We start from the raw sequence: 22264 nt of genomic DNA on the forward strand, positions 1-22264 counted from the left end.
GCTTGTGGCTAAGCACTTTTTTTCTCTTTTCGTAAACGGCGGAAAAAAAGCAACCTCTGCGACAATAAGTTGAAATTCACCAAAAATTTGAGAAACAATTTTAGGTAATCCCATCTTATTGCTTGTGGTTAAACGCTTTTTTTCCGCCTCTTTTATTAGCCTTTATCCCGGGCGATGGCACCGGTATCTAGGGCTTCTTTCAAATCTTTTTTAAACTGGTGGAAAAATTTTGACAACTTATTCATAACGCAAGGCCTCGATTGGATCTAGCCGTGCTGCTTTGCGGGCGGGATATACACCAAAGAAGATTCCGATTGCACTGGAAAATAGTAGCACAAAAGCAATTGAGCCTAATGAAAAATGTGCGGTAATATTTAAAGCATTGGCCACAATCAATGCCAGTGATGCCCCTAATAGTAACCCAATCAGGCCACCGATTAAGCACAAAATAACTGATTCTGTAAGAAATTGGAACAAAATATTGTTGTTTGTCGCACCTAATGCTTTTCTGGTACCAATTTCGCGGGTTCTTTCGGTCACGGAAACTAACATAATATTCATAACCCCAATGCCACCAACTAGTAATGCAATTGCAGCAACTGCAGCAATAAAGTTAATAAATAAACCTAAGACATTGTTTACTTCATCTAACGCTTGCAAAAAGTTGGTTGCAGTATAAACTTTATCGCCAACGGCATCGTGGCGTACGGATAAAATATTAACAATTTGTTTTGAAACTGTATCGATGTCATCTTTTGAATTGGCAATTACAGTTAATTCGCTCATTTTTGTTGCATCTGTTTGTAGTGTCACAGCAGTTGTTAGTGGCATTGCCAAATAGCCAGGCATTTTTTCACTATCAAAAGCTCCCATCATATTTTCCATGGTACCTTTGGTAACACCAAGAACACGCAATGTGACTTGGCCGTTTTGATTTTTAACCGTAATTTTTTCACCAACAACATTATCGCGCCCATTAAAGAAGTAGCGAGCAGTATCAGCACTGATAATGGTTACTTTGGCATTTTCTTCGTATTCCGTTTGATTAAAGTAGCGACCGTAAAGCAGTGTCTTATCCATCATTTGATTGGTGTACTGCAAATCGGGCATACCTGCAATTGCCATCCCAAATTTACTTTTGTCGTTTGCAGTGAAATTTGCTTGGATAGTGGTAACAGGAGAGATGTGGGCGATATTTGGAATACTGCGTTTTAAAGCTACTACATCTTGACTCGTAATTTTTTGACTGTCGCTTGCCTCTTGGCTGGTTGAAACGGAGATAGTCGAGGCCCCCAAATCACTAAAAGTTCCGTTTATTTCTTTTGTTGCGCCATTTCCTACCGCTAAAATTGCAATAACGGCACTAATGCCAATAATAATTCCCAACATGGTCAAAAATGACCGCATTTTATTGGCTAAGATACTATCTAAGGCCATTTTAAAGCTTTCGCTGATTCCCATTTTTGACCCTCCTTATAGTGTTTTTCGTTTTTTTACAGAATTATCGGCAATAATTTGGCCATCTTTAAAGGAAACGATTCTTTTGGTGTATTGGGCAACATCTGGTTCGTGGGTAACCATAACCACAGTTGTCCCTTTATCGTTTAGGTCTTGGAAAATTTTCATAATTTCTAATGTTGTTTTGGAATCTAAATTTCCAGTTGGTTCATCGGCCATTAAAACCACAGGATCATTGACAATTGCCCGTGCGATAGCAACCCGTTGTTTTTGCCCACCAGAAATGGCATTGGGACGATGGTGAACGCGATCAGCTAAACCTACTTGTTCTAGTGCCTTGAAGGCTCTAGTTTTTCGCTCGGATTTAGCAACGCCGGCATACACCAATGGCAGGGCAACATTTTCTAATAGTGTCATCCGGGGCATTAAATTGAAAGACTGAAAGACAAACCCGATTTCTTTATTGCGTACTTTGGCACTTTCTACATCAGTCAGATGGGTGACGTTTTGTCCATTTAAAAGATAGGTGCCATCATCAAAACGATCTAACAAGCCAAGAATGTTCATCATAGTCGACTTACCAGAGCCGCTTGGGCCCATAATTGAAGTGAACTCACCTTCAGCAATATGAAGATTGACATTTTTTAAAGCTACCAGCTCTTCGCCGGCAGTACGATAAATTTTTACCACGTTTTTTAAATCAATCATTTCATCACCTACTCTTTAGTAACGGCACTGCCGTCTTTAAGGCTAGAAGTAGGGGATAAGATGACTTGATTACCGTCAGTTATTCCCTTTTTAATCACGATAAATTGGTCAGATTGAATGCCCGTTTCTACTTTTGTAATTTTTGCTTTGTCATCTTTTATTTCATAGACGATGGGCTCATTTTTGTCGTTATACGTTAAAGCTTCAATTGGAATTGCTAGCGCATTTTGCTCAGTTGCAATGGTAATGTCTACATCAGCTGAAAAGCCAGCATATAATTTTTCTGGTTTATCATCAAAAGTTACAACAGCACCTAATGCGGCGCTCGTTGTTGCTTGCGTGGAAGTAGCGGTAGGATCTTTTTCGGTGACTTTGCCAGCATAATTATGACCACCAGAAGAAATAACTGCTTTTTGATCCACGTTAACTTGACGAGCCTCGGAATTTGATAAAGCGAGTTGAACTTTTAAATTATTCAGGTCAGCAACAATAATAGAAGCCTTACCTTGTTGGGCAGCTGTATCGGCTTGTCCTTTTTTTATATTGACTTCCGTTATCGTCCCGTCTATTCCTGCCGTTAAGCTTAGGCCGCTATCGTAGTTGGCTAATACTTGATCTTTTTTTACTACGTCGCCAACTTTTACATTTAAATCTGTGACATTACCAGTGCCAACTAAATTTTCTGTATTATTTGGAATCAAAGTTCCAGTTGTGCTTAAAGTTTCTGTGACAGTCATTTTTTTGGCAGTTGCACTGCGAATGGTGATGGTGTCATCTTTTTTAGTACTATTATTAAACAAAGCAAAACCGATAGCACCCACGACAACGACGCCTGCTAATAATATCCCAATTGTTTTTTTCTGCATTATCTTCACTCTTTTCCACGTAGATTGTGACATGGTGTCGTGTTCATTCTAAAGCTTTTTATACTTGGTGTCCAAATATAGCATTTGAAAGTTTTGTGAAGATTTTTGGTATACTAGCTATGAGGTGAGTGTGATGAAAAAATATGTTTATGCCATTGGTGATATCCACGGAGAATATGAGTTGTTTAAAAAACTTTTAGCATATTTTGATTCCAAACAACATCAACTTGTGTTAATGGGTGATTTAAATGACCGCGGTAAACGCAGCAAAGAGTGTCTTTTACTAGGAAAAAATTTGGTAGAAACATTTGGGGCTATTTATTTGCGAGGTAACCATGAAGAATACTTTTTACAATTTTTAACCAAGCCAGAAGAATGGTTTGCTTCTTATTTACACAATGGAGGAAAAGAGACAATTGAAAGTCTTTTGCATAAAGGGGCTTGTGAGGAGTATTCGCCAACTGAAATTGCTATGATGATTCGTAGTCGTTATCGTGATTTAGTCGATTTTTTAACACAACGACCTTTGTATTATGAATGGGAAGATTATATTTTTGTTCACGCCGGGGTGGACTTAACTAAAGAAGATTGGCATGATACTGCTCCTGCTGATTTTATTTGGATTCGCGAACCTTTTCATAATGGAAAAAATAAGACTGGCAAAAAGATCGTCTTTGGGCATACCATCACACCAATGCTTCACGGGGACATGATGACAACGGACTTGTGGCTTTCAGATAATAAAATTGGAATTGACGGCGGCGGTGTCTTTGGGGGTTCCATTCATGGGGTCGTTTTTGGTAAATCGGGTATTGTCCAAGATATTGAATATCAGAATTTATCAGGACCTTGGCAACCTGATTTTTAAGTGTTTGAATAAAAAAGACGCGATACTTGTTTTCTTTTATAGTAAAAAAGGGTAGTAAAAATAAGTTGATTTTTTATGAAACTTTAAAAAGATTTTTTAAGGTTGTTTTATTAATAAAAAAGGCTGGGATCTATAGGATTCCAGCCTTTTTTTGCGGCTAAACGGTGGACAAGAAGTAGCATTTTTTAGGATAAGCAAAAATTTTGGGAACACCAAAAGTAGACCTAAACAGCAACATTACAAGCAGTGTATTGTTGAGTCATTTGGATAATTTCTGGCTTATTGCTGTGAGATAGGCGATAGCTGATGTAAAAGAGACCTGTCTGCAGTTCAAAGCACACCACTTCTGCTTCAACTTTTTTTCGAATTGAATAGTATTTTCTATGTTAAAATAAATGGGGTCAAAAGAAAGGTGAGATGACATGACAGCCGCAAATCAAGATTTATTAATGTTATTGCAAGCAGAGCTTACAAATTATTCCAAAAAACAAATGCAACAAGTTTTGGACTTGTTATTAGACGGGAATACTGTTCCATTTATTGCCCGTTACAGAAAAGAAGCCACTGGTAATTTAGATGAGGTTCAAATTCGTGAAATCGAAGAACGTTACCAATATTTAGAAAATCTGGAAAAACGCAAAAGCGAAGTGCTACGTTTAATTGAAGAACAAGAAAAACTAACGCCAGAACTTGCTGCCAGTATAAAAGCTGCCAGCAAAATGCAACAAGTAGAGGACTTGTATCGCCCTTATAAACAAAAACGTCGTACCAAAGCGACGATTGCAAAAGAACAAGGGTTAGAACCGTTAGCAAAATGGTTGTTACGTTTTGCCGATGAAGCTGTGGCGACCAAAGCGACAGAATTTATAACCACAGAAGTTCCCGATGTCACAACAGCTTTAGCTGGTGCCCATGAAATATTAGCCGAATTTTTTTCTGATTCAGCTAAGTTTAGAACTTGGATTAGACAGAAAACATTTGATAAAGGAATTTATACCAGCGCAGGAAAGAAAACAGAAAAAGATGAAAAAGGCGTATATGAAATGTATTATGCCTTTGAAGAGCCCGTTAAAAAGATGGTTTCTCACCGGATTTTAGCCACAAATCGGGGCGAAAAAGAAGATATTTTGAAAGTTAGTATTTTAGCACCAGAAGATGAAATTTTAAATTATTTAAAGCGCCAAATTATAAAAGGTCAAGGTGAAGCGGTGAGTTACGTTACTGCGGCCTATGAAGATGCCTACAAACGCTTTATTGCACCGGCAATTGAGCGGGAGATTCGCAATGAATTAACAGAAAATGCCGATGAACAAGCTATCGCGGTTTTTGGTGAAAATTTACGCAATTTATTATTACAGCCACCATTAAAGGGAAAAGTGGTGTTAGGCTTTGATCCTGCTTATCGGACTGGGTGTAAATTAGCTGTTTTAGATGCCACAGGAAAAGTCTTGGCGATAACTGTTATCTATCCCCACAAACCAGCGCCGCAAAGTAAAAGAGAAGCGGCTGGTCCAGCATTCCAACATTTAATCAAAAAATACGGTGTACAAATGATTGCCATTGGAAATGGAACGGCTAGTCGTGAGTCTGAGCAATTTGTTGCTGAGCAAATTCGCAGCTTAAATGAAGAAGTTTATTATGTAATTGTCAATGAAGCAGGAGCTTCTGTGTATTCAGCCAGTGACATTGCCAGAGGTGAGTTTCCTAATTTACAAGTAGAAGAAAGAAGTGCGATTAGTATTGGTCGGCGCTTACAAGATCCTTTAGCTGAATTAGTAAAAATTGATCCTAAAGCGGTGGGCGTTGGACAATATCAACACGATGTTTCCCAAAAGCGCTTGGCTGAACAGTTGGATTTTGTCGTTGAAACTGTGACAAACCAAGTAGGGGTAGATGTTAATACTGCCAGTCCACAACTTTTACAACATATTGCTGGGCTGAACAAAACGACAGCACAAAACATATTTAATTATCGGGAAGAAAATGGGGCCTTCACTAAACGCAATCAATTGAAAAAAGTGCCGCGTTTAGGGCCAAAAGCTTACGAACAAGCAATCGGCTTTTTACGAATTCCAGGTGGTAGCGATATTTTCGACAATACTGGTATTCACCCAGAAAGTTATGGCGTGGCCAAAGAAATCTTGACACGGGCTGACCTTAAGTTAGACCAACTTGGGACAAAAGAAGCTAAAGTTCGTTTAGAAAGCCTAAACCCAGAACAAGTTGCTGCTGATTTAGATTCTGGAACGGCAACTGTGGAGGATATTTTAAAGGCGCTTTTACAACCTGGTCGAGACATGCGGGATGAAATGCCAGCTCCGCTTTTAAGAAAAGATGTTTTAACCATGAGTGATTTAAAACCCGGGATGGAATTAAAAGGAACTGTCCGCAATGTAATTGATTTTGGTGCTTTTGTTGATATTGGGGTAAAACAAGATGGTTTAGTTCATATTTCAAAACTAAGTCGCCGCTTTGTAAAACAGCCAAAAGATGTGGTGGCTGTTGGAGATGTTGTCACGGTTTGGGTGGAACAAGTTGATGAACAAAAAGGGCGCATTAGTTTAACCATGTTAGACCCTACTGGAGAGTAAAATGACAGAAGTACAACTGCAACAATTAGTAGAAGAAATTTCGCTGCAATTTTTTAAGCGTCCTTTCAAGCATCGGGCGATTTTTAATAAGCGGCTGAAAACTACTGGTGGGCGTTATCATTTAACAGATCATCACTTAGATTTTAATCCCACCTTGTTTGCGGGGATTTCTCAAGCAGAACAAGCTGGGATCATTAAGCATGAATTGTGCCATTATCACTTGCACCTATTAAAAAAAGGTTACCGCCATCAAGACCGTGATTTTAAAGTCCTATTAGCTAAAGTCGGGGGGAGTCGTTATGCCCCCAGACTACCACAAGTAAAAAACAAGGTTAAACGCCAAGTTATGTACCGTTGTCTTGGTTGTGGTCAAATTATTACCCGCCAAAGAAAAATTAATCCCACGCGTTATGTCTGTGGCAAATGTGGTGAAAAACTGCAATTTTTAAAAATTGTTAGCTAAATCTTGGTGAAATACTTACTAAAAGTAACTAATAGGAGCTTTTCGGATAAAACTCATTGAATTTTTAACGTTTTTGTTAGATAATGAACCTCGTGCAAATTATTAGCTCGTTTTTTGGTAGATTAAAGCTGTGTTTTAATTTGAGAAAAAGACGAATTGGATTAAAAAGGAAAATAAAAACAAAAAAGAGTTTTTACATGATTGATATGGAAGAAAAGAGGCTAAATTAAGATGAATGACAAAGATAAGCTTTATCATTTTGTCGGAATTAAAGGTTCTGGCATGAGTTCACTAGCATTGGTGTTACATGAAAAAGGCTACCGCGTACAAGGATCCGATGTGGACAAATATTTCTTTACACAACGGGATTTAGAAAAAGCTGGAATTACGATTTTACCTTTTAGTGCCGATAATATTAAAGCAGACATGATTGTTATTGCAGGTAACGCGTTTCCGGATACTCATGAAGAAATTGTTCGCGCGAAAGAATTAGGTTGCGAAGTAATTCGTTATCACGATTTTATTGGACGCTTTATTAATGACTACACGAGCATTGCGGTTACTGGTTCTCATGGTAAAACAAGTACGACTGGTTTATTGGCGCATGTTTTTAGCGGTGTTTCACCAACGAGTTATTTGATTGGTGACGGTACTGGACATGGTGTACCAGATGCGGACTTCTTTGCTTTTGAAGCTTGTGAGTATCGTCGTCACTTTTTAGCCTATGCACCGGATTATGCGATTATGACCAATATCGATTTTGATCATCCTGATTATTATAAGAGCATTGAAGATGTCTTTACTGCTTTTCAATCGATGGCTCATCAAGTAAAAAAAGGTATCTTTGCCTATGGTGATGATGTTTATTTGCGTAAATTGGAATCAGAGGCACCAATTTATTATTATGGTTTAAATGATAATGATGATATTCAAGCAAAAAATATCAAACGGACAACTAAAGGTTCTGAATTTGATGTTTTTGTTAAAGACAAAGAAATTGGTCATTTCACCCTACCTGCTTTTGGTAAACATAACATTTTAAACGCATTAGGTGTGATTGGAATTGCTTATTTAGAAGGCATCGACATGGCAGAAGTCGCAGAAGAAATGCGGACTTTTGCAGGAGTTAAGCGTCGTTTTAGCGAGAAAAAAGTTGCAGATATGACAATCGTCGATGATTATGCTCATCATCCAGCTGAAATTAAAGCGACAATTGATGCTGCGAGACAAAAATATCCAGATAAAGAAATTATTGCAGTCTTCCAACCTCATACTTTTACCCGGACGATTGCTTTGATGGATGATTTTGCTGAAGCACTCGATTTAGCCGATAAAGTATTCTTGTGTGATATTTTTGGTTCAGCAAGAGAAGCTAAAGGTGATGTGAAAATTGAAGATTTAGGCGCTAAAATTAAAAAAGGTGGGCAAGTCATCAAAGAAGACAATGTGTCACCATTACTTGATTTTGAAAATGCAGTTATGATTTTCATGGGCGCTGGCGATGTTCAAAAATTTGAAGCTGCTTACGAAAAATTACTAAGCAATACTACTCGTAACCGTTCATAATAAAAAAATTACCCATTAAAAATGTTAAAACTGGTACTTAGTTGTACCAGTTTTTTTGTAATTTTTACTTTTAAAAACACAAAAATTTTACTAAGCTTTCCTGCTAGAAAATTTCAAAACTTGCACTTTTAAAGGGTTCTGATACAATAATGATAAAATCTATTCAAACGATATTAAAACATGGAGGAATCAAGTTTGCAGATCAATCGTGTAAAAAAAATAGGTAAGACCATCGAAGAAATTGAGGAAGGCGATTCGTTATCCTTAACAGAGTCGATTGAAGATAATCAGCTGTTGTTATATCTAGGACTGACTAATGATGCCAATCCTTTATATATTCAACATGATTATGCCCAACAAACCGCATATCAACGTCCAATTGTTCCGTCTGTCATGTTAATGGGGATTATTACCAGTGCCATTTCAAAGCACTTGCCTGGACCAGGATCGCATGTGGTGAATTTTTCGGTGAATTTTATCGAACCAGTCTATCATTATGAAACACTAACTTTTGCTTTTGAAGTGATTAAAGTGGATAAAATGAAAGATGTGGTGACGATTTCTGTGGAAGCAACCAATGCAGAAGAAGACCGTGTTTTAGACGCTGTCGTGATGGTGCAACCTCCAATAATTGAAACAGAAAGCGTAGGGGATATTCATGAATAACTATCAAACACCCGTTGTGGAAAAAGATACATTAAATCGTTTTTATGCTAAAGTTTATGCCTTTTTTGCGGTTGGACTAGGGATTAGTGGTGTTGTTTCTTATTTTTGCGCGACAACATTTCTACCACAAACCATCCGTTTTGTTAATGGCTTTCCGTTAGGATTTTTAGGGCTATGGATTGTCCAATTGATTTTAGTCTTTGTTTTAGCAGCTAAAGCCAAGAAAAATCCTGCTATGACCATTGCCGGATTTCTGATCTATTCCTTATTAAATGGGTTAACGTTGACTGCAACGCTACTACATTACGATATTAATACTATTTACGTTGCTTTTGGTGCAGCGACAGCAACCTTTGCAGCGACAGCACTCTTTGGTGTCTTTACGAAAAAAGATTTATCTATGGTAGGTAGAATTGGTTTTATAGCTTTAATTGGGATTATTGTGACGATGTTGTTAAATGGTTTTATTTTACACAGTGGTCCAATGGAGTATTTGCTTTCAATTGTGACCGTGTTTGTCTTTGCCGGTTTGACAGCTTATGATCACCAAATGATTAAAGCTTATTACAAACAAAGTCGTGGAACAGAAAATACTGGTATTGCAGTTTTTGTAGCCTTACAACTTTACTTAGACTTTATTAACTTGCTGCTAGCCTTCTTACGTATTTTTGGTCGCGACTAGTTTTATAAACGAAAAAAGAATTTGCGGCATTTTGCTGCAAGTTCTTTTTTTTAAAAGAAATTTTAAGTCTTACGAGAAAGTTTGCTTTTAGTGTTCAAAGATTAAAGAGATTTCATCAGACTTTCCTATTTCAAAATTATCGCTTTTTAGGTGCTTTGATTTTTAAATTACTAGTCAATAATCATCGCTAGTTTACTGGAACTTTGTTAGAATAAAGAGGAACTTTTGTGGGATTGCAATAAAATGTTGCTAGAAAACCAACGAGATAAGGAGAATTTCCATGACGAAGAAAAAACTTTTATTAGTGGATGGCAATAGCGTGGCTTACCGAGCTTTTTTTGCGTTGCATAATTCGCTGGAGCGTTTTAAAAATAAGAATGGCTTGCATACTAATGCGATTTACGCTTTTAATACAATGTTTGATAATGTAATGGCCAAAGAAAAACCAACGCATGTTTTGGTGGCCTTTGATGCAGGTAAAACGACATTTCGAACTGAAATGTATCAAGACTACAAAGCCGGACGAGCAAAAACTCCAGGTGAATTTCGTGAACAACTTCCTTATATTCGTGAATTAATTACAGCTTTAGGGGTCAAGTATTACGAGTTAGAAAATTATGAAGCTGATGATATTATCGGCACTTTGGCGACACAAGTGGACAAAAATGAATTTGAAGTCGTGGTGTTATCTGGTGATCGCGATTTAACACAATTAGCCAGTGATGATGTGACGGTTGATATTACAGTAAAAGGGGTCAGTGAAATTGAAGCCTACACACCTGCGCATATTGCTGAAAAATATGATGGTTTAACCCCTAAGCAAATTATTGATATGAAAGGTTTAGCTGGCGATACCTCAGATAATATCCCCGGTGTAACCAAAGTGGGGGAGAAAACCGCCATCAAGCTATTAAAAGAGTATGGCTCAGTTGAAGGAATTTATGAAAATATCGATAAAATAAAAAAAAGTAAAATGAAAGAAAATCTGATTCATGACCAAGAACAAGCCTTTTTATCAAAAAAATTAGCTACAATTGATACCGCAGCGCCAGTGACGATTAAAATTGAAGAATTAACATATGCAGGCAAAGATTTGGATAAATTGGTGCCATTTTATAAAGAAATGGACTTCAAACAATTTTTAAGTAAGTTAAATATCGTAGAAGACCCAGCTGATTTGGCAGAAATTATGTTTGAGGTGGTGGATGAATTTACCGCTGAAATGTTTCAAGCAGACATGGCCCTATATCCCGAGATGTTATCTGATAATTATCATTTGGCTGATATTGTGGGGGTTGCTTGGGGAAATGGGCAGAAAATTTATGTGACTGATAATTTAGCTGTGTTTGAAAATCACGATTTTCTAAATTGGCTTGAGGAAAAAAACAATAAAAAGACCTATGATGCCAAACGTACCTATATTGCTTTAAACCGTTATGCCAAACGACCACAAGGTATTACGTTTGATGTTTTACTGGCTGCGTATTTGTTAGATACAAACGATAGTAACAACGATATCGCAGGTGTAGCCGAACATTATGGTTTTACTGACATTCAAACAGATGAAGCTGTTTATGGCAAGGGTGCTAAAAAAGGGCTGCCTGAAAATATGGAAGATTTTTATGCCCACTTGGCCCGTAAAGTAAAAGCAATTTTGTTTTTAAGTGAAAAACTAGATGAAGATTTAAAAGAAAAAAATCAAAGTGATTTATTTTATCAGATGGAGTTGCCTTTATCACAAATTTTAGCTGAAATGGAAATCGCTGGCATCACAGTCGATAGCAAACGCCTTTTGGATATGAAAGGCGAGTTTGCCACACGCCTTCATGAAATTGAAGAAAAAATTTACGCAGAAGCCAAAGAAGAGTTTAACTTAAATTCGCCAAAACAATTAGGTGTTATTCTTTTTGAAAAAATGGGGCTTCCGGTGATCAAAAAGACAAAAACAGGCTATTCAACAGCTGTCGATGTTTTAGAGCAATTACAAGACCAAGCGCCGATTGTGGCGGATATTTTAACGTATCGTCAGATTGCTAAAATTCAGTCGACCTATGTTGAAGGCTTATTAAAAGTCATTCAACCGGACCAAAAAATCCATACGCGTTATGTTCAAACCTTGACTCAAACGGGCCGCTTAAGTTCGGTTGATCCTAATTTACAAAATATTCCTATTCGCTTAGAAGAAGGGCGTAAAATTCGACAAGCCTTTATTCCCCGAGCTAAAGACTGGGTGATTTATTCCTCTGACTATTCGCAAATTGAACTACGGGTATTGGCACATATTTCAGATGATGAGCATTTAAAAGAAGCCTTCTTAGAAGGTCAAGATATTCACGCCAGCACAGCAATGCGGGTTTTTGGGATTGAAAAGGCTGAAGATGTGACGCCAAATATGCGTCGTCAAGCAAAAGCGGTGAATTTTGGAATTGTTTATGGTATATCTGATTATGGTTTATCACAAAATCTAGGAATTTCCAGAAAAGCAGCACAACAATACATTGATACTTATTTTGAAAAGTATCCTGGGGTTAAAAAATATATGGAAAGTATCGTTCGGGATGCAAAAGATAAAGGGTATGTTGAAACCCTGTATCATCGTCGCCGCTATCTTCCAGATATTAATGCTCGGAATTTTAATGTGCGCTCTTTTGCAGAACGCACCGCAATTAACACTCCTATTCAAGGAAGTGCCGCTGATATTTTGAAAATCGCCATGATTGACCTGGCAAAACGGTTGCAAGAAGAAAGTTTATCAGCTGTTATGTTACTGCAAGTCCATGATGAGTTGGTTTTTGAAGTGCCAGAAAATGAACTAGAAAAATTGGATAAACTAGTCAAAGATGTCATGGAAAATGCCGTGGCATTACACGTACCCCTTGTCACAGATAGTAGTTGGGGCAAGACGTGGTATGATGCCAAATAAGAAGGTGAAAAAATGCCAGAATTACCAGAAGTTGAAACAGTCAGAAAAGGGTTGTTACAACTTGTTTTAAATAAAGAAATTGCAACTGTAACTGTTTTTTGGCCCAAAATTATCGCAGCGCCAGAAGTTGAGATTTTTAAAAGCGAATTAGTCGGACAAAAAATTGAAACGATTGGGCGTAGAGGAAAATATTTAATTTTTGAACTTTCCGATTATGAGTTGATCTCCCACTTGCGAATGGAGGGGAAATACGAGTTCTTTTCATCAGACACAAAAGCACTCGTGACAAAACATACCCATGTTATTTTTCACTTTACCGATGGTAGTCAATTGCAATATCGGGATGTGCGTAAATTTGGTCGAATGGCACTTGTTTTAAAAGGTGAGGCCCAAAATTTTAAAGGGATTGCCCAGTTAGGTCCTGAACCAACCCCGGAAACGTTTAAGCTAGCCCAGTTTAAATCAGATTTGAAAAAAACTAAACGGGAGATTAAACCGGCTTTATTGGATCAAAAAATGGTGACAGGCTTAGGCAATATTTATGTTGATGAGGCGCTGTGGTTAGCAAAAATTCATCCCATGCAGCCTTGTGATAGCTTAAATGATGCCCAGATTAAACGTCTGCGCCTTTGTATTATTGATGTTTTAAACAGAGCAGTGGCAGCTGGTGGAACGACTGTACGCACATATTTAAACGCATTAGGAAAAGCGGGAAGCTTCCAATTGTCTTTAAACGTTTATGGTAAAGGGGGCCAGCCGTGTCCACGGTGCCAAACTCCGATTGAAAAAATTAAAGTGGCGCAAAGAGGAACGCATCTATGTCCCCACTGTCAAAAACTAATCTTGAGGTGATGAAGATGAGTTTTGTTTTAGGCATTACTGGTGGCATTGCCAGTGGCAAAAGTACAGTTGTGAATGTCTTTAAAGAAAAGGGCTTTCCCGTGGTCGACGGGGATGTCGTAGCTAGAAATATTGTTGCCCCTGGGCAACCTGCACTGGCAGAAATCGCAGCTACTTTTGGTTTAGAGATGATACAAGCTGACGGAAAACTAAATCGCAAAAAATTAGGGGCGCTCATCTTTCAAGATGACAAGAAACGACAACAACTTGATAAATTAATGAATCCTTATTTGCGGCAGCAAATTAAAGCTGAGATTGCAGCTGGTAAAAAGACAAGTCCATTAGTCGTGGCAGATATCCCTTTGATGTATGAAGGTCATTATGATCATTACATGGATGAAGTTGCCGTAGTTTATGTGGACTTTTTAGAGCAAAAAAAAAGATTGATGGCCCGTGATTTGATTGATGAAAAAACAGCAGAAGTTAAGATAAAAAGCCAAATGCCGCTAATCGAAAAAAAGAAATTAGCCGATACCGTTTTTGATAATACCGGCAGTAAAGCAAAAACAGTTCAGCAAGTATTAAATTGGTTAGCTGTTCATTTCAAAAATGAATCATGAGTTTTTATAATGAATAAGTCTGAAAGCTTTGGGATAAATAATCCTGAAGCTTTTTTGCAAGCAAAAGTAAGATTGCCACAAAAAATAAATCACGTTACAAAGATAAGCCTATAAAGCTTTTTTTATGACACATTTTATGCACCAACGTTTTTTTTAATAAATTATCAGGCGCTAATTTGGCACTGAAATGTGATAGTTTTTTAAATTATTCATTCAAAAGCAGACAAACACAGTCTTTTCTTAGGTACAAGACAATACAACACAATTTTTTTCTGTTATAATATAAGCAAAATTCCTAGAAATTAAATGAGGTGAGAAGATGCGTTGTCCAAAATGTCACCATAATAGTTCCCGAGTTGTTGATAGTCGTCAAACCGATGATGGGCGTACGATTCGAAGAAGAAGAGAATGTGAAAACTGCGGCTTTCGTTTTACGACCTTTGAAAAAATAGAAGCAGCACCTTTATTGGTTATTAAGAAAAATGGTGAACGAGAAGAATTCAACCGTGAAAAAATTTTACGTGGGTTAATCCGTTCGGCAGAAAAACGGCCTGTTGCAATGGAGCAAATGGAGCAAATCGTGGATCATGTGGAAAATCGTGTCCGCTCTTTAGGTGAAAATGAAGTATCGACGACTTTAATTGGTGAATATGTGATGGAGGATTTAGTGGATGTGGATGAAATCGCCTATATTCGCTTTGCCAGTGTTTATCGTCAGTTCAAAGATATGTCGGTTTTCTTAAAAGAATTACAAGATATTGTCGCCAAAGCAAATGGCAAGGACACAACAGAATAAAATTGGAGGCTGCATTTTTTGGAATATGCCTATGAAGCCAACTTACAACCAAAAGCAATTTATGAAGTGAAAAAAAGTTTGCCTTTAACTCGTGACGCAGAGAAGTCTTTAGTTAATTTGTATCAGCCGATTATTGGGGCCGATGCGCTAGCTTTATATTTTTGCTTATTACAAGATTTTGAAGATACACAAGAAAATTATACCCATTTGGAGTTGCTTAATGCCTTAGATATGGGATTATCAGCACTGAAGGCAGCCAAAAAACGCCTAGAAGGTATCGGATTGTTAAAAACTTACTACAGGGAACAACCCGAAGTTCGTTTTTTATATGTCTTAATGGAGCCGTTAGCTCCTCAAGACTTTTTGGCAGATGAATTAATGTCTTTTTTACTTGTAGTAAAAGTAGGACAAAATAAGTTTCGACAATTAAATCGACGCTTTAAGCCGGAAAGTGTCAATACGGCTGGTTATCAAGATGTAACGACAAAGTTTGGTTCGGTATATAGTTTTTCTCAAAATGAATACCAAGCCAATCAACCAGTTATTGAAGCGGCCGTAAAAGAGGCACCGCAGGATGTGGCGCAGTTACCGCTAGCTGAAAATCAGTTGAACTGGACTTTATTACGAGATTTAGCTACCAAAAAATTTATTAATCCAACCCAAATAACCGACACCTTAAAAGATAGTCTTACGCTATATCATGAGATGTTTGGTTACGATGAACTGCAATTGACAAATTTAATGGCTGAAGCTGTATCTTTAACCGACGGCACAATTGATGTACGAAAATTAAAAAACGTCGTTTATAAACAAAGTCAAGATCTTTTACCGGAAAAAAAAGCAGTTGTCTTAAATTACAACAGCGACACACAACTTCGCCGCAAAAATACGCTATTGGCTCAAGGCTTTACTGAAGCTGATTGGTATCGGATTTTAGACAGCGAGGCCTTAGCACCGATGGAATACTTGGTGAAATTAAAAGCTGCTAAAGGTGGCTATGTGACCAAAAATGAAGAGTGGCTTTTAACCGATTTGGTACAAAAGTCACCATTGCCAACGTCAGTTATTAATATTTTATTGAATTACTTGTTAGTAACACAAAATAAAGCCCAATTGCCGCAAGCTTTAACCAATCAAATTGCTAATGATTGGTCGCAAAATAAAATTAATACACCAGAAGCGGCCATTAAGTATGTGCAAACGACGGTAAATGAAAAGCAAGTTGCCAAAGAACAACGGCAAAAAAATGGTGGGAGAGTACAAAATATTGTCAAAAAAGAAGACGTCCCCGATTGGTCAAAAAAACAGTCGACGAGTGATCCAAGTCGTAAAGCTGAAATTGACAAGATGATGCGGGAATATTTCAATGATGAAGAAGGTGAAAAATAATGGAAGATGTCGGCAAAGGTGTCAACGAACTATTTGAACGGCGGAATTTTCAGCAAAAGTATGATGAAATGATGCAAGAAGTTTTGGCTGATCCAACTGTTAAAAAGTTTTTGGCTGAAAATAAAGATAAGTTAACACAAGCAGATGTGAAAAAAAGCTATCCAAAATTGTATGAGTTTGTCCAAGAAAAACGCAAATTCACATTAAATGATCCCACCATGATGGCCCCAGGTTATGAGCCGCGCTTGGTTTTGAACTTTCATTATATTGACGTCGCCTATGTCCCCACTGAAGACTTATTGGAGCGCCGTAAACAAGAGGAGATTAAAAATCGGGTCAGTACGATTGATATCCCAAAAGATATTCGTAACGCGAATATGAAAAATTTCGACAAAACAGATGCCCGCGAGGAAGCTCTGTTTGAAACGATGAAGTTTGTTAAAAACTATACAGAAAATGCGCAGGTTTTCCATAAAGGACTGTATTTAGCTGGCGATTTTGGTGTGGGCAAGACATATTTATTAGGTGCGATGGCAAATGAGTTGGCAAAACGCGGCTATACTTCAATGATGGTGCATATGCCAACCTTTACTTCGATGATGAAAAGTTCTGTAGCCGATAATACGGTCGCAGAAAAACTAGAAAATGTGAAAAAGCCTAAAATTTTAATTTTGGACGATGTCGGGGCAGATGCGTTAACAGCTTGGACGAGAGACGAAATTTTCGGTGTTATCTTGCAATATCGCATGCAAGAACAATTGCCGACTTTCTTCACTTCTAATTTCACAATGGATGGTTTGGAGAATCATTTGCGCCTAACCAAGACCGCAGATGAACCATTAAAAGCCAAACGGATTATGGAACGTATTCGTTATTTAGCAAAAGAGATTATCATGTCAGGACCTAATCGCCGTAATGAATAAAATGAATTGACACGAATTTTCTTTTGCAGAAATTTTGTGTCAATTTTTTCGAAATAAAAATCAATGATGCGCAAATTTTTTTAAAGGAGAACACAACATGAACGAACAAGAACTGTCACAACGCCTGACAGTCGTGGGCAATGCAGTCCCTAAAGGCGCACGCTTAGCTGATATTGGCTCAGATCATGCTTATCTGCCAGTTGCATTAATGCTAGCAGGGAAAATTTCTTATGCCGTGTGTGGAGAGGTAGTAAAAGGTCCTTTTCATTCGGCACAAAAACAAGTCGCCAAAAGTGGTCTAAACAATCAAATTGTTGTACGTTTAGCCGATGGTTTAGCAGCTATTGAAGCTGCTGATGAAATTGACACCATTACCATTGCGGGTATGGGGGGGACTTTAATTGCCAGTATTTTAGAAGATGGGAAAACAAATGGGCAATTAAGCGGAAAAGAACGGCTTGTTTTACAACCAAATGTGGGGGAACAAAACGTGCGGCGTTGGCTACAAAAAGAAGGCTATGAGATTTTAACAGAAAGTATTTTAGCTGAAAATGATAAGATTTATGAAGTTATTGTTGCCAAAAAGACAGCTGTTAAAAAAGAACTATCCCCAATTGAAATTTTCTTTGGACCGCATTTATTAGCTGAAAAAAATAGTGTCTTTTTAAAAAAATGGCAACAAGAACAACAAGCTTTAGAAAAAGTGTTAGGGCAACTGCAAAAAGCGAAAGTAGTACCAGAAAAAAAAGTTAACGAAATTAAACAAGAATTGGCATGGATCAAGGAGGCGTTGACATGTTAGCAAAAGACTTTATTAAACGTTTTGAAGCGTATTGTCCCTTATGGCTAGCAGAAAAAGGCGATCCAGTAGGTCTACATATTGGAACCCTTGATAAGCCAATTAAGAAAGTGATGATGACATTAGATGTGCGACCAGAAGTCGTACAAGAAGCAATTGAAAAAGATATTGATTTAATCATCGCGAAACATCCGCCGATTTTTCGACCGATTGAGCGTTTAACTGCAACAAATCCTCAGACTAAAATGTATCTGGAGCTAGTGAAACACGATATTGCAGTTTATGCAGCCCATACGAATATGGACATTATCCCCGATGGACTAAATGACTGGTTTTGTGAAATGTTGCAAATAGAAGTTGCTGACTTTATGACAGAAACCCATCAAGTAAAGTTTAAAAAATTAATTGTTTACGTTCCAATTGAAGCCGCTGCAAAAATGCGGCAAGCTTTAGGTGAAGCTGGTGCAGGTGAACAGGGCAATTATCAGTTTACCAGTTTTCAATCAGTAGGTATGGGACGCTTTATTCCAACTGCGGGTGCTAAACCTGCCATTGGTAATATTGGTGAAAAAGAAAGTGTGCAAGAAGCAAAAATAGAAGTTTTGTTACCAGAAACAATTGAGGCACAAGTTTTAAAAGCAATGTATGAAACACACCCTTATGAAGAACCGGCTTTTGATCTAATTAGCTTAGATAATGAGCCAATAAAATACGGGATCGGTCGCGTTGGCAAGCTAGCACAACCCATGGCACTTGAAGACTTCACCCAAAAAGTGAAAGAAGTTTTTGAATTAGATGGTTTGCGGTTAGTTGAACCTGTTTTTCAGCCCAAAAAAATGATACAAAAAATTGCCATCTGTGGTGGCTCTGGCGGTAATTTTTATCCGGACGCAATAAAAAAGGGCGCCGATGTTTATATTACAGGAGACGTGTATTACCATACCGCTCACGATATGCAAGCAAATGGATTGACGGTAATTGATCCAGGGCATAACATAGAGCGTGTCTGCATTCCCCGCTTTATTGAAAAAATGAATCAATGGAAAAAAGAAGAAAATTGGGAAGTAGAATTTATTCCTTCAACAACCAATACGAATCCATTTCAATACCTTTAAAAATTAAACTGTGTTTTTTAAACACTTGGGAGGAACTATGATGTACGAAAATTTATTACCCCGCTTTTTACGCTATGTTAAAACACAAACACGTTCTGATGCTACGAGTAAAACAACACCCTCTACACAAACGCAAGTGGCTTTTGCCCATGAACTAAAAAAAGAATTAGAAGAATTAGGCTTACAAGATGTACTTTATAATGAAAATAATGGCTATGTCATCGCGACGTTGCCAAGTAACAGCGATAAACCAGTCAAAACAATTGGTTTTATTGCTCACATGGATACTGCGGACTTTAACGCTGAAAATGTAAACCCGCAAATTATTGAAAATTATGATGGACAATCGACAATCAATTTAGATCCAGCAGGGAAATATACCTTAAATACGAATGATTTTCCAAATTTAAAAAATTATGCTGGCCAAACGCTCATTACAACCGACGGGACAACGCTATTGGGTGCAGATGATAAAGCCGGGATTGCTGAAATTATGACGGCTTTAGAAATTTTAATTAAAAACCCTGAAATTAAACACGGTACAATCAAAGTCGGCTTTGGTCCAGATGAAGAAATTGGCGTTGGCGCTGATAAATTTGACGTTGCCCAATTTGGGGCTGATTTTGCTTATACGATGGACGGTGGGCCTGTCGGTGAATTGCAATATGAAACATTTAATGCCGCCGCCGCAGAAATTACAATTCATGGTAAAAATGTTCATCCAGGGACTGCTAAAGATACAATGATTAATGCATTACGTTTAGCCATTGCATTCAATAATCAGCTACCACAAACTGAAATTCCAGAAAAAACGGCAGGCTACGAAGGCTTCTTCCACTTGATGGCCATTAACGGCAATGAAGAAGAAGCAAAAATGAGCTACATTATCCGTGACCACGATCATGAAAAATTCGAAGCCAGAAAAGCATTGATTACAGAAATTGCAGACAAAATGAATGGGCAATTTGATGAAAAGCGCATTGATGTGAATATGTACGATCAATATTACAATATGAAAGAAATAATTGAAAAAGACATGAGCATTGTAGAAATTGCCAAAGAAGCGATGTTGGCTTTAGAAATTAAACCGATTATCGAACCTGTGCGTGGTGGGACCGATGGCTCTAAAATTTCACAATTAGGCACACCAACGCCAAATATCTTTGCCGGTGGGGAAAATATGCATGGTCGTTTTGAATTTGTATCCCTTCAAGCAATGGAAAAAGCGACAGATGTTATTGTGAAAATCGCTGAATTAAATGCTGAAAATGCATAATTTATTCAAAACTTTCTAGTATACTTGTTATAATGAAGCGAGAGGCCTACGCTTGGCGTAAGTAATCTCGCTTTTCTTTTTTTAAAATAATTTGTAAATAAAGGAGTTTTGTTTTTGTTTAACGAAAACCCGTTATGGTTTTATCTAATCTTAGTGAACGTATATGTTTTCTTTTTAATGTATTACGACAAGCGGCAAGCAGTAAAAGGCGGTCAGCGAATTTCTGAAAAAAACCTCTTATTTATGGGCATGGTCGGTGGTGGCTTAGGTGGGCTACTTGCTCAGAAAATCTTTCACCATAAAACCCGTAAGAAGAAATTTTATCTTTGCTTTTTAATCGGAATTGCCGTGTGTTTATTGCTTATTGTTTATTATCACTAGTAGTTTAAAGGAGGTTTTATGAAAATTAATTCAAAAACGAAATTACTCTTGAATATTGTACTACTGGTTGTAATTTTAGGGGTAATGTTTTATTTGTTGCAAAATTCCTTTGGTGAAATTTTGGAAGAGTTAAAAAGTACGACTGTTTATGCTTTAATCACCGTTTTTGCCTGTGGAACACTCTACTTGATTGCCGAAGGTATCAATATTAAAACCTTAGCCGAACCCTTTACTTCTGATTTTACCCGGCGCGATGGTTTTTTTGCTGTTTGTTATTATACTTTTTATCGTGTGGTTACCTTTGGGGCAGGGACTCTCATTTCAGAGGTGAATTATTATCGGCGTAAAGGATTGAGAGTTTCTGATGGGGTAGGCGTGACTGCTCTTCACATGGTGATGTATAAACTGGCATTACTGGTCTATGCCCTCATTGGCTTACTTATTCAATTTTCTTTGTTTTATGATAAAGCACCAAATATGATCCCGTTAATTTTAGCAGGTATGGTTGTGACTTTTTTGATTATTGCAGCTCTCTTGCTTCTTTCCTTGAGCTTGAAATTGCAAGTTCTTTTTGTCAAGATAACCAATAAATTATTCAAATCACAAAAATTGCGGGAAATGGTGGATCAGGCGAATTTGCAAATATATTCGTTGCGTTTGGCAGTGAATGGTATCTTACAAGAACGTCCGCGAATTTTTAAAATCTTTTTGCTAAACTTATTGAAAATGGCAATCTGGTATGTGCTACCTTATTTTCTGTTGGTGGAGAATCATCCGTCGCTAGACTTTTTACTGACCTTTTCCCTGATTAGTTTTACCGTTATTTTGGCTGGGGTGATTCCAACACCTGCGGGAATTGGTTCTTTTGAGTTTGTGTATTTATTGTTGTTTAAACCCCTGGTTGGTACAGTCGATGCCGTATCTTCTATGTTGCTGTATCGCTTTGCTACCTATATTTGGCCTTTTGCCTTGGGTTTTGTTTATGTTTTATGGGATAAACGCAAAGCAATTAAAGGCGAATTGAAAGAATTAAATCAAAGTAGTGAAAAGACAAACTAGAAGCTCATTTCTGGTTTGTTTTTTTGTTTCTAAATTTAAAATTAGAATATCATGATAATAATAATCTTCCTTAATTGTAAGCTGCGTTAGACTTTTTTCATTCCATTATTAAAGTAAAAAATACAATAAAAGCGATAATATCAGTGGATAACGAACGTATTTTTCAGTCAACTTTAACAAGATTTTTTTATGTTTTTAACGATAAAGATGAGTTTTATATATTATATAAATAAGAAAATGATAAGAATATGATTATACCAAGGCGTTTGCCGGAA

Annotated in this window: 20 protein-coding genes; 17 read left to right on the top strand and 3 right to left on the bottom strand. The window is 37.4% G+C overall.

What is annotated here, in order from left to right; genetic code table 11:
* Window positions 1-237: 237 nt before the first annotated feature.
* The 3 genes from P3T75_RS05905 to P3T75_RS05915 are packed head-to-tail and all read right to left on the bottom strand — an operon-like array spanning window position 238 to window position 3032.
* A complete protein-coding gene (locus P3T75_RS05905; protein WP_282462452.1) occupies window positions 238-1461 on the bottom strand; it encodes an ABC transporter permease in 1224 nt (407 codons plus the stop codon).
* 12 nt (window positions 1462-1473) lie between these two features.
* Complete coding sequence (locus P3T75_RS05910; RefSeq protein ID WP_282462453.1) at window positions 1474-2166, bottom strand: ABC transporter ATP-binding protein; 693 nt, start codon at window positions 2164-2166, stop codon at window positions 1474-1476.
* Between the two features lie 8 nt (window positions 2167-2174).
* Window positions 2175-3032, bottom strand: coding sequence for an efflux RND transporter periplasmic adaptor subunit (locus tag P3T75_RS05915; protein WP_230710620.1), 858 nt, complete (start codon window positions 3030-3032; stop codon window positions 2175-2177).
* Window positions 3033-3165: 133 nt separating this feature from the next.
* Between P3T75_RS05915 and P3T75_RS05920 the strand changes: the two genes are divergently transcribed.
* The 17 genes from P3T75_RS05920 (at window position 3166) to P3T75_RS06000 (ending at window position 21989) form a co-directional block, all read left to right on the top strand.
* On the top strand, window positions 3166-3900 hold the full coding sequence (locus P3T75_RS05920; RefSeq protein ID WP_282462454.1) for a metallophosphoesterase: 735 nt from the start codon (window positions 3166-3168) through the stop codon (window positions 3898-3900).
* Between the two features lie 422 nt (window positions 3901-4322).
* Window positions 4323-6491 carry a Tex family protein gene (locus P3T75_RS05925; protein ID WP_282462455.1) on the top strand — a complete coding sequence of 723 codons (2169 nt, stop codon included), beginning with the start codon at window positions 4323-4325 and terminating at the stop codon, window positions 6489-6491.
* Window position 6492: 1 nt separating this feature from the next.
* Window positions 6493-6954, top strand: a complete 462-nt coding sequence (locus tag P3T75_RS05930) for a SprT family protein (protein WP_282462456.1) — start codon at window positions 6493-6495, stop codon at window positions 6952-6954.
* Window positions 6955-7185: 231 nt separating this feature from the next.
* A complete protein-coding gene (gene murC, locus P3T75_RS05935; RefSeq protein WP_230710623.1) occupies window positions 7186-8520 on the top strand; it encodes a UDP-N-acetylmuramate--L-alanine ligase in 1335 nt (444 codons plus the stop codon).
* A 180-nt stretch (window positions 8521-8700) separates the two neighbouring features.
* Window positions 8701-9186 carry a MaoC family dehydratase gene (locus P3T75_RS05940; protein ID WP_396140019.1) on the top strand — a complete coding sequence of 162 codons (486 nt, stop codon included), beginning with the start codon at window positions 8701-8703 and terminating at the stop codon, window positions 9184-9186.
* Window positions 9179-9868, top strand: a complete 690-nt coding sequence (locus tag P3T75_RS05945) for a Bax inhibitor-1/YccA family protein (RefSeq protein WP_206903681.1) — start codon at window positions 9179-9181, stop codon at window positions 9866-9868. Before P3T75_RS05940 ends, P3T75_RS05945 begins: the two co-directional genes overlap by 8 nt.
* A 280-nt stretch (window positions 9869-10148) precedes the next feature.
* Window positions 10149-12791 carry a DNA polymerase I gene (polA, locus tag P3T75_RS05950; protein WP_282462457.1) on the top strand — a complete coding sequence of 881 codons (2643 nt, stop codon included), beginning with the start codon at window positions 10149-10151 and terminating at the stop codon, window positions 12789-12791.
* Window positions 12792-12803: 12 nt separating this feature from the next.
* Window positions 12804-13643 (top strand): DNA-formamidopyrimidine glycosylase, encoded by an 840-nt coding sequence (gene mutM, locus P3T75_RS05955; RefSeq protein WP_282462458.1) that lies wholly within the window; start codon window positions 12804-12806, stop codon window positions 13641-13643.
* A 5-nt stretch (window positions 13644-13648) separates the two neighbouring features.
* The gene (coaE, locus tag P3T75_RS05960) at window positions 13649-14251 is read left to right on the top strand and encodes a dephospho-CoA kinase (RefSeq protein ID WP_282462459.1); all 603 of its coding nucleotides are present in this window, start codon (window positions 13649-13651) and stop codon (window positions 14249-14251) included.
* Window positions 14252-14570: 319 nt separating this feature from the next.
* Window positions 14571-15047: a transcriptional regulator NrdR gene (nrdR, locus tag P3T75_RS05965; protein WP_206903677.1), complete on the top strand. Its 477-nt coding sequence runs from the start codon at window positions 14571-14573 to the stop codon at window positions 15045-15047.
* 18 nt (window positions 15048-15065) lie between these two features.
* Complete coding sequence (locus P3T75_RS05970) at window positions 15066-16436, top strand: DnaD domain protein (protein WP_282462460.1); 1371 nt, start codon at window positions 15066-15068, stop codon at window positions 16434-16436.
* Complete coding sequence (dnaI, locus tag P3T75_RS05975; RefSeq protein WP_282462461.1) at window positions 16436-17359, top strand: primosomal protein DnaI; 924 nt, start codon at window positions 16436-16438, stop codon at window positions 17357-17359. The genes P3T75_RS05970 and dnaI overlap by 1 nt, the downstream gene beginning before the upstream one ends.
* Before the next feature lie 97 nt (window positions 17360-17456).
* Window positions 17457-18161, top strand: coding sequence for a tRNA (adenine(22)-N(1))-methyltransferase (locus P3T75_RS05980; RefSeq protein ID WP_282462462.1), 705 nt, complete (start codon window positions 17457-17459; stop codon window positions 18159-18161).
* On the top strand, window positions 18155-19273 hold the full coding sequence (locus P3T75_RS05985) for a Nif3-like dinuclear metal center hexameric protein (protein WP_282462463.1): 1119 nt from the start codon (window positions 18155-18157) through the stop codon (window positions 19271-19273). The genes P3T75_RS05980 and P3T75_RS05985 overlap by 7 nt, the downstream gene beginning before the upstream one ends.
* Window positions 19274-19313: 40 nt before the next feature.
* Window positions 19314-20549, top strand: coding sequence for a peptidase T (pepT, locus tag P3T75_RS05990; protein ID WP_282462464.1), 1236 nt, complete (start codon window positions 19314-19316; stop codon window positions 20547-20549).
* A gap of 114 nt (window positions 20550-20663) precedes the next feature.
* Window positions 20664-20930, top strand: a complete 267-nt coding sequence (locus P3T75_RS05995; protein WP_230710652.1) for a DUF1294 domain-containing protein — start codon at window positions 20664-20666, stop codon at window positions 20928-20930.
* An 18-nt stretch (window positions 20931-20948) separates the two neighbouring features.
* The gene (locus P3T75_RS06000; RefSeq protein WP_282462465.1) at window positions 20949-21989 is read left to right on the top strand and encodes a lysylphosphatidylglycerol synthase transmembrane domain-containing protein; all 1041 of its coding nucleotides are present in this window, start codon (window positions 20949-20951) and stop codon (window positions 21987-21989) included.
* Window positions 21990-22264: the final 275 nt, after the last annotated feature.

It is taken from the genome of Enterococcus montenegrensis (assembly GCF_029983095.1).
Taxonomy (GTDB): Bacteria; Bacillota; Bacilli; order Lactobacillales; family Enterococcaceae; genus Enterococcus_C; species Enterococcus_C montenegrensis.

Excerpts from the sequence above, each read along its gene's own strand:
- P3T75_RS06000 (WP_282462465.1), top strand. The coding sequence starts at position 20,949 with ATGAAAATTAATTCAAAAACGAAATTACTCTTGAATATTGTACTACTG.
- P3T75_RS05930 (WP_282462456.1), top strand. The coding sequence starts at position 6,493 with ATGACAGAAGTACAACTGCAACAATTAGTAGAAGAAATTTCGCTGCAA.
- dnaI (WP_282462461.1), top strand. The coding sequence starts at position 16,436 with ATGGAAGATGTCGGCAAAGGTGTCAACGAACTATTTGAACGGCGGAAT.
- murC (WP_230710623.1), top strand. The coding sequence starts at position 7,186 with ATGAATGACAAAGATAAGCTTTATCATTTTGTCGGAATTAAAGGTTCT.
- pepT (WP_282462464.1), top strand. The coding sequence starts at position 19,314 with ATGTACGAAAATTTATTACCCCGCTTTTTACGCTATGTTAAAACACAA.
- P3T75_RS05945 (WP_206903681.1), top strand. The coding sequence starts at position 9,179 with ATGAATAACTATCAAACACCCGTTGTGGAAAAAGATACATTAAATCGT.
- coaE (WP_282462459.1), top strand. The coding sequence starts at position 13,649 with ATGAGTTTTGTTTTAGGCATTACTGGTGGCATTGCCAGTGGCAAAAGT.
- P3T75_RS05980 (WP_282462462.1), top strand. The coding sequence starts at position 17,457 with ATGAACGAACAAGAACTGTCACAACGCCTGACAGTCGTGGGCAATGCA.
- P3T75_RS05910 (WP_282462453.1), bottom strand. The coding sequence starts at position 2,166 with ATGATTGATTTAAAAAACGTGGTAAAAATTTATCGTACTGCCGGCGAA.
- P3T75_RS05940 (WP_396140019.1), top strand. The coding sequence starts at position 8,701 with ATGGAGGAATCAAGTTTGCAGATCAATCGTGTAAAAAAAATAGGTAAG.
- P3T75_RS05920 (WP_282462454.1), top strand. The coding sequence starts at position 3,166 with ATGAAAAAATATGTTTATGCCATTGGTGATATCCACGGAGAATATGAG.
- P3T75_RS05905 (WP_282462452.1), bottom strand. The coding sequence starts at position 1,461 with ATGGGAATCAGCGAAAGCTTTAAAATGGCCTTAGATAGTATCTTAGCC.
- P3T75_RS05985 (WP_282462463.1), top strand. The coding sequence starts at position 18,155 with ATGTTAGCAAAAGACTTTATTAAACGTTTTGAAGCGTATTGTCCCTTA.
- P3T75_RS05915 (WP_230710620.1), bottom strand. The coding sequence starts at position 3,032 with ATGCAGAAAAAAACAATTGGGATATTATTAGCAGGCGTCGTTGTCGTG.
- polA (WP_282462457.1), top strand. The coding sequence starts at position 10,149 with ATGACGAAGAAAAAACTTTTATTAGTGGATGGCAATAGCGTGGCTTAC.
- nrdR (WP_206903677.1), top strand. The coding sequence starts at position 14,571 with ATGCGTTGTCCAAAATGTCACCATAATAGTTCCCGAGTTGTTGATAGT.
- mutM (WP_282462458.1), top strand. The coding sequence starts at position 12,804 with ATGCCAGAATTACCAGAAGTTGAAACAGTCAGAAAAGGGTTGTTACAA.
- P3T75_RS05925 (WP_282462455.1), top strand. The coding sequence starts at position 4,323 with ATGACAGCCGCAAATCAAGATTTATTAATGTTATTGCAAGCAGAGCTT.